Raw genomic sequence first — 7,417 nt, 5'->3', positions numbered from 1 at the left:
AGTTCGCACCTCAAAATTCACACAGCTTTGGGGATTTTCCGTAAAGTTTAAACAGCCTCGTAATTTTAATCTCGACAAAACTAGTGGTTAAGTAGGGCAGTTCTTATAGCAGCATTACGCATGAAATAGTCATAGAAAATGAACCCTCCTGATAGAGTACGCAAAAAATAATTATCGTAATATTGCGATGTATTTTTGTGAGCCTACCTTCATGCACGCCGACTTAGGGCATAATCAAACAAATAGGGTAAATTTCCGACTTGTGCCCAATAGGTAACCTACTCCATCGTTTACGGTACGTTAGGGGTATTGCTCGGTTGCCATTTGAGCCTCCCAAAAAGCGGGGGTCAGTAGACCATGCAGTAGCAGTTTGATTAATTGATCAGCTCGCTCCTGAATCTGAGTAGGAACAGCCTGGACGAAAACGCTAGGAAACTGCGCCACAAAATCAGGGTCGTCGAGTTGTTCCATCGCTCCGATGTAAGCCAGGATGGCCAGGTGCCGACTTGCATCGTTGCGGATGTAGCCAGCCGCTACTCCTTCGTCCATTAACGCACTCAAATGCCGGAGCACTACGTCCCGGCGGTACGTACACAGGCGTTCCCAGGCTTCGGGTTCGCTCCGCTTGATGTCCTGCATAAATTCCTGACTTATGTGGCTAAAGCTTAGGCCAATATGTCGTAAATACAGGTTCAGTTTCTCGCGAATAGGGAGTTCGGTATTTCCCAAAATGGTCTCGGCCTGCTGACGGAAGGTGCGTACAAAGGAATCGATACACGCCATCAGAATGGCCGACTTGTTAGGGAAATGGTTATACACGGTTTTCTTGCTCATGGCCAACTCCCGCACGATATCATCGACCGTGACCCGGCTGTAACCATAGCGCAGAAACAGATTCATAGCAGCGGCAATAATCCGCTCGTCGGTACTAGCTTTTGGTGTCAATTGAAAAAAATTAATCCAGAAGGAAACTGAAAAAACAAATATAGTGTAAATTTGGTAATATTATAAACCGATAACCTCACGCAGTCCGGCTTACTTTATACAGTATTTTTTTCATCATTCCATGTGCCAGCCATCTTACAGTTTTATTAACGCAACGCGCCTTCATCTGGTTTGCCTCGTTGTGGGACTTTGGCTCAGTAGCTGCCAGTCAACTACAAACAACTCCCAAAATCCGCCCTCGTCGTCTGAAGAAGTAAAAAGTATAGCCGCCATACCCGTAGTTGTCAGTCGGGTAAGCTATTCGTCCACCAGCAACCAACTGATGCTGAGCGGCTCGACTGAAGCCGAAACAACGGTTAATCTGGGATTTATGGTCAGCGGAAAACTGAATCGGGTTACGATTCAGGAAGGGCAAACCATCCGGGCGGGGCAGTTGATTGCCTCCATCGAACCCACTGATTACCAACTAGGCGTGACCATTGCCAACGCCAACGTGGCCCGTGTGCAGGACGAATATAACCGGCTCACTATTCTGAAAGAACGCGGGAGTGTTACCCCTAGTGATTACGAAAAAGCCGTAACCGGACTCGAAGAGGTAAAAGCCCGCCAGCAACTGGCCGCCAAAAACCTGAAAGAAACCAAACTCGTTTCGCCCATTTCTGGTATTGTGGCCCGTAAAGGAGCCAACCCCGGCGAAATTATTCCGCAGGGACAACCCCTGTTCCAGATTGCCGACATTCAACCCATTAAGGTGCGCGTATCGGTGCCGGAATCGGAAGTAGGGCAACTGCGGTTGGGACAAACGGCCCAGGTTTCGATTCCGGCACTGGGGCAAACGTTTACGGGCAAGGTATCGCTGATTGGAGCCGTTGCCGATCCGGCTTCCCGCGCCTATTCGGTCAAGATCGACCTGGCCAATCCAGCCCTGAAGATCCGGCCCGGCATGATTGCTGACGCCCGGTTGCCATCCTCCCAGCGGAGCCAGTCGCTGGTGATCCCCGGCAATGCCGTTCAGCGCGATGCCGACGGTTCGACGTATGTCTTTATAGTTGATGTACCCAAAAATCAGGTATTTAAACGGAAAATAACCATTGGTCAGGTTTACGCCAGTGATGTTCAGATTACGTCGGGACTAGCTGCCAACGATCTGATTGTGACAGGTGGCGCGCAGAAGCTACAGGATGGTGCGTCTGTTCAATTTAATCAACCAGCCCAATGAACCCCATCAAAGCATCGCTGAAATACCCACAGGTGACGCTGAGTGTCGTTTTCCTGACGGTACTGGTGGGCGTGTATTCGTTGCTGACGATGCCCCGCCGGGAAGACCCTAAAATCACCATCCGCACTGGGCTGGTCATTGCGCTGTTCCCCGGTGCCAACTCGGCCCAGGTCGAAGATCAGGTCACGCGCAAACTGGAGCAGTATCTGTTTGGCTACGCCGAAGTGCGGAAAGAAAAGACCTACTCGACCAGCCGTGATGGAGCTGTGGTTATCAACGTCGAACTGGAAGAGAACGTCAAAAATCCTGACATCTTCTGGTCCAAATTGCGGCATGATCTGAACCAGGCCAAAGCGCTCGATTTGCCGCAGGGCGTGCAGGGGCCCATTGTCAACACCGACTTTGGCGATACGGTGGCCATGCTGATTGGATTGGAGTCGGATAAACTGACCTATTCGGAACTGGATGACTACCTGAAACGCATTGAAGACGGCCTCAGGACGGTAAAAGCTGTATCGAAAATCCGGCGGTACGGTCAGCAGAAAGAGCAAATTACCATTACGGCCAACTCGGCGCAGATGGCTCAATACGGGGTCAAATGGCCGCAGGTGGTGCAGGTGCTCCAGGCGCAAAACGCCATTAAAGCCACCGGCAATGTTAAAACCGACGACAGCCAGGTGCCGCTTTATGCACAGGGGTACTACAATACCGAACAGGAAGTGGCCCGGCAGGTGGTCGGCACTACGCCACTGGGGTCAGTGATTCGGCTGGGAGACGTAGCAAATATCAAGCGCGAATACGCTGAACCCAGCTCGCAAATCTCGGTCAACGGGCATCGGGCGCTGATGCTGTCAGTGGAAATGCAGGAAGGCAACAACATTGTAGCATTTGGTGATCAGGTTGCTGGTAAACTGGCTGAAATCCAGCAAAGTCTGCCCAGTTCGATCAAGCTAAGCACCATCGTCAATCAGCCGCACGTGGTGCAGCACAGTGTCAGCGATTTTATCCGGGAGTTCTTTCTGGCCATTATTTCGGTCGTCATTGTTACCATCATTCTGCTTCCGTTCCGCATTGCTGCCGTGGCGGCCATGGCCATTCCAGTGACGGTGGCCGTTACGTTTGCTCTGCTGCACACCTTCGGTATCGAACTCCATCAGGTCTCGCTGGCAGCTCTGATTGTGGTATTGGGAATGGTGGTCGATGATGCCATTGTGATTGCCGACAACTACGTGGAATTGCTCGACGAAGGTATCGATCGCTGGACAGCCGCCTGGCGCAGTGCCAATGATCTGGTGGTACCGGTGCTAACGGCCACGGCTACCATCATCGCGTCGTTTTTGCCTATGGTGATTCTCAGCGGGTCAGTGGGCGAATTTATCGTCTCGTTGCCCATTACGGTGTCTATTGCCCTGGCATCGTCGTTCGTGGTGGCCATGCTCCTGACGCCATTTTTGTGCTACACCTTCATCAAAAAAGGCTTGCACCATGTGACTGGCACCGACGAAAAAACGTCTGGCAAGCGGAAACGAAAATCATTACTCGATTACATGCAGGACGGTTACGACGCGGCCATCGGCTGGTGCGTCAATCACCGGACCGTTACGCTGATTTTTGCGATCGTCTCCATTGCCGCTTCGGGACTGCTGTTCAAAGGCATCCGTCAGAAGTTTTTCCCGGCAGCAGAGCGTAATCAGTTCGTCCTTGAACTCTGGATGCCTACGGGAACCAAACTTGACAAAACAAAAGAAGCCGTAGCCCGGCTGGAGAGCCTTATTAACAAGGACAAACGGGTCGAAAGTTACGCAGCGTTCATTGGTACGAGTGCCCCCCGATTCTACTACAATTTCTCGCCCGAACCACCTGTTACTAATTTTGGCCAGATTCTGATCAACACGCACACCACCGCCGAAACCGAAGCAATGGCCGACGAGCTGACCGATAAGGTGGCCGCTATTGTACCCGATGGCACGCCCCGCGTTCGCCTGATGCAGCAGGGTTCGTTGATGATTGCCCCCGTTGAGGTGCGTATTATCGGCAACGATCTGGCCGAACTGGAACGAATTGGCGCCCAGGTGCAGGACATTGTTCGAAAAGCGCCCGGTAGCGCGCTGGTTCGTAGCGACTTCCGCGAAGATTATTACGGGGTAGGGATTCAGTTGAAGGAGGAAGCAGCCCGACTCGGTTTCACCACCACGGGGGTAGCCACCAGCCTCTACACGGGTTTTTCGGGTGCGCCCGTATCGGTTATTTACGAAGGGGATCAACCCATCAACCTCGTCTTGCAACTGGATGCGCAAAACCGTCGGAACTTCACCGATCTGGAGAATACGTACCTAAGCTCGCCTGTTACGGGGAGCAGCGTCCCCCTCCGTCAACTTGCCGATCTCTTACCCCAGTGGCAAACGGGCCGGATCATGCACCGCAACGGGGTACGCACGCTAACCATTCAATCGGAGACGAGCGGGAATACCCTGCCTTCGGAAGTACTGAAAGTCATCAAGTCACAGATTGCTGAACTTAAGCTGCCTGTTGGTTATCGCATCGAATACGGGGGCGAAGATGAAAACCGTAGAGCCACGTTTAGTCAGATGACCGTTGCGCTGGGCATCAGCCTTGTTCTGATCTTCCTGATTTTGCTGTTCCAGTTCCGCAATCTGAAAGAATCGCTGGTGGTGATGGCCTCCATTCCGTTGAGCATCTTCGGGGCTTTGCTGGGACTGCTGCTCACGGGCAATCCGTTTGGTTTCACGGCCTTTATGGGACTCATCAGCCTGTCGGGAATTGTGGTTCGTAACGCCATCATCCTGGTCGATTATGCCAATGAGTTGATTGCCAAAGGAATGGATATTCGCACGGCGGCTATCGAAGCGGGTAAACGCCGGTTGCGTCCTATCTTCCTGACCACGATGGCAGCAGCCATTGGCGTGGTGCCGATGATCCTGTCGGGTTCGCCCATGTGGAGTCCGCTGGCGAGTGTGCTGGCCATTGGAGTTGTTTTCTCGATGGTCATGACCCTGCTGGTGATTCCGGTGTTGTTTGTGATGGCAGTAAAACCTAAAGACAAAGAGAAACTGGCCCACGAGCCAGCCTGATCGAACCAATCATGAAAAATATACATTCCCTTTTCGTTTGTCTGTTGACCAGTCTGACCAGTCCGTTATGGGCGCAAACGCCAGCGCTCACCCTGACGCAGGCTCAGCAACAGGCCATTGAGCAAAACCGCCGGCTGAAAATAGCCCGCTACAAAGTCGATGAGGCCGACGCCAAAATTGGTGATGCCCGGAGCAAACTCTACCCTTATGTATTAGCCAACGGGCTGTATGCTTACAACGGCGTTACCCGCGACCTGACCTTGCCGCGCGGGTCGATTGGGGTGTTGCCGGGCAGTACACCAATTCCGCTACCCCAGCAGGATCTGACCCTGTTCGAAGCCAAGCATAACCTGTTTCTGGGCAACGTAATGGCCGTTCAGCCCATTAGTCAGATTGGTAAAATCAAGGAGGGTATCAAGGTAGCGCAGACCGATGCGGCTTTGGCTCGCACCCAGGTGAGTCAGGCCGAACGGGCCATCCGACAGGGGGTTGAAAAACTCTACCTGGGCCTGCTGATTGCCCAGCGGCAACAGCAACAGATTCAGGCCACGATTGAACTGACGCAGATGAAGCTGTACGATATCGAAAGTGCGCTACTGGCAGGCAAAACCGATGCGGTCAACAAAGTGGGTTTACAGGCTGACCTGGCGAATCAGCAGCAGCAACTGCTTCAGACCCGCAACCAAATCGAGGACTATACGGCTGACCTGAACGAACTACTGGGCCAACCCGCCGAAGCACCCCTTACGGTTGTTGCGGTCGATGACGCTCCGGCTGAACTGCCCCCACTGAGCACCTATCTGGAAACGGCCAAAACCGGTAATATCGACCAACTGGAAGCCGACCAGACGCGCCAGAAAGCCGATCTGGGGGTGCAGGCGGCCCGGAAAGACTACCTGCCGAATCTGAACGCAGCCGGCGGCTACATCTTTCAGAACGTACTGTCCGACCTGCCGCAGAGCAACTATTTTCTGGGTCTGCAATTGAGCTACCGTATTCTGGATTTTGGTCAGCGCAAATCGACGATGAATCAACGACTGGCTCAGCAGAAACAGGCCGAAGAAAACCAGCAGTACGTGCGTGAACACGTGTCGGGCGAAATGCAGAAGGCATATCGAAAGGCTCGTCAGGGGCAGTCACTGATTCCAATTGCCGCTCAGGCGGCTCAGTACCGGCGCGATGAATTGAAACTAAAATCGGATCGGTTGGCGGCTGGCCTGGCGCTCAAACGCGACGTGCTGGAAACGCAGGCTGCCCTGAGTAAAGCCGAAGTGGATCTGTACTCGGCTCAACTGGCTTACCGGCTTGCCATTTCGGATCTGGAACGACTGAGCGGGAAGTAGTAGTCAAGCCTTAAAGGCTAATGCTACAGGCGTACGCTATGGATTGAGGCCGCGATTTACCGCGCTACTAGTCGGTATCATTTGACGAAAGCGCTTGGAGAATAGATTCCATAGTGGAAACTGAAAAAACAAAAATAGTGAATAGAGTTTTTAAGCCTATCCTAATCCTGCCTACCAGCAGAAAGACTTTTTAAACTTTGGTTATCCATCAATTAATTTTTTAACACCTTAAAACCATTACTGACATGAGTGTTATCGACAATATCAAACTGACGACGGAGCTTATTAAAGCAAATTTCTCAGAGGGAATCGACGATGGATATGATCATTCTACTACATCGGCTGGTAAAAAAGGGCTTCGTTCCGGAAGAGTATCTGAACTTACTGCCATTGCAAATCTGAAGCCGGGCGGTGCCGAAAATTTGAAAAAGATAATGGAAATCGCCAATGGAAATTTAAAAGGCGCTACCAAAGTAGGTACACTCCACGATTTACGGATTGTACTGCTGGATAATGACACTAAAATTCTATTCTGCACGGCTTATGATGGTGATTGGGATGCCTATATCGACGATTTTGCTACCAAAATTCCGCAACTGATGGATATTATTTTTGGAAACGTGGAAGGTTGGCCTGGTATTAAAGATCCGAGTGTAAAGCAATTTATTTTAGACCACCAGATTACCGCAACCGGTTGGTATGTTGGCGTCCCGCATCTGACAGTTAATGATGTTCGTCGTAACGATAAAATAATTGCAGGGCTGAACAAAGCCATTGACGAAGCGAATCAAATCCAGAAGTAATTCAATAATCTACTT

General features: G+C 51.6%; 5 protein-coding genes. 4 read left to right on the top strand and 1 reads right to left on the bottom strand.

Going from position 1 to position 7,417, the window contains the following annotated elements; translation table 11 throughout:
* Positions 1 to 300: 300 nt before the first annotated feature.
* On the bottom strand, positions 301 to 945 hold the full coding sequence (locus ACYVGR_RS29425; protein ID WP_460963582.1) for a TetR/AcrR family transcriptional regulator: 645 nt from the start codon (positions 943 to 945) through the stop codon (positions 301 to 303).
* 121 nt (positions 946 to 1,066) lie between these two features.
* Here ACYVGR_RS29425 and ACYVGR_RS29420 point away from each other — a divergent pair, with 121 nt between their 5' ends.
* The 4 genes from ACYVGR_RS29420 (at position 1,067) to ACYVGR_RS29405 (ending at position 7,402) form a co-directional block, all read left to right on the top strand.
* Complete coding sequence (locus ACYVGR_RS29420; RefSeq protein ID WP_460963581.1) at positions 1,067 to 2,164, top strand: efflux RND transporter periplasmic adaptor subunit; 1,098 nt, start codon at positions 1,067 to 1,069, stop codon at positions 2,162 to 2,164.
* Entirely contained in the window at positions 2,161 to 5,256 is a 3,096-nt protein-coding gene (locus tag ACYVGR_RS29415; protein ID WP_460963580.1) for an efflux RND transporter permease subunit, read from the top strand. The genes ACYVGR_RS29420 and ACYVGR_RS29415 overlap by 4 nt, the downstream gene beginning before the upstream one ends.
* Before the next feature lie 11 nt (positions 5,257 to 5,267).
* On the top strand, positions 5,268 to 6,599 hold the full coding sequence (locus tag ACYVGR_RS29410) for a TolC family protein (RefSeq protein WP_460963579.1): 1,332 nt from the start codon (positions 5,268 to 5,270) through the stop codon (positions 6,597 to 6,599).
* A gap of 245 nt (positions 6,600 to 6,844) precedes the next feature.
* On the top strand, positions 6,845 to 7,402 hold the full coding sequence (locus tag ACYVGR_RS29405) for a hypothetical protein (RefSeq protein WP_460963578.1): 558 nt from the start codon (positions 6,845 to 6,847) through the stop codon (positions 7,400 to 7,402).
* Positions 7,403 to 7,417 lie beyond the last annotated feature (15 nt).

The sequence above is a fragment of the Spirosoma litoris genome (assembly GCF_054776755.1).
This window is presented reverse-complemented; position numbering and strand designations above follow the sequence as displayed.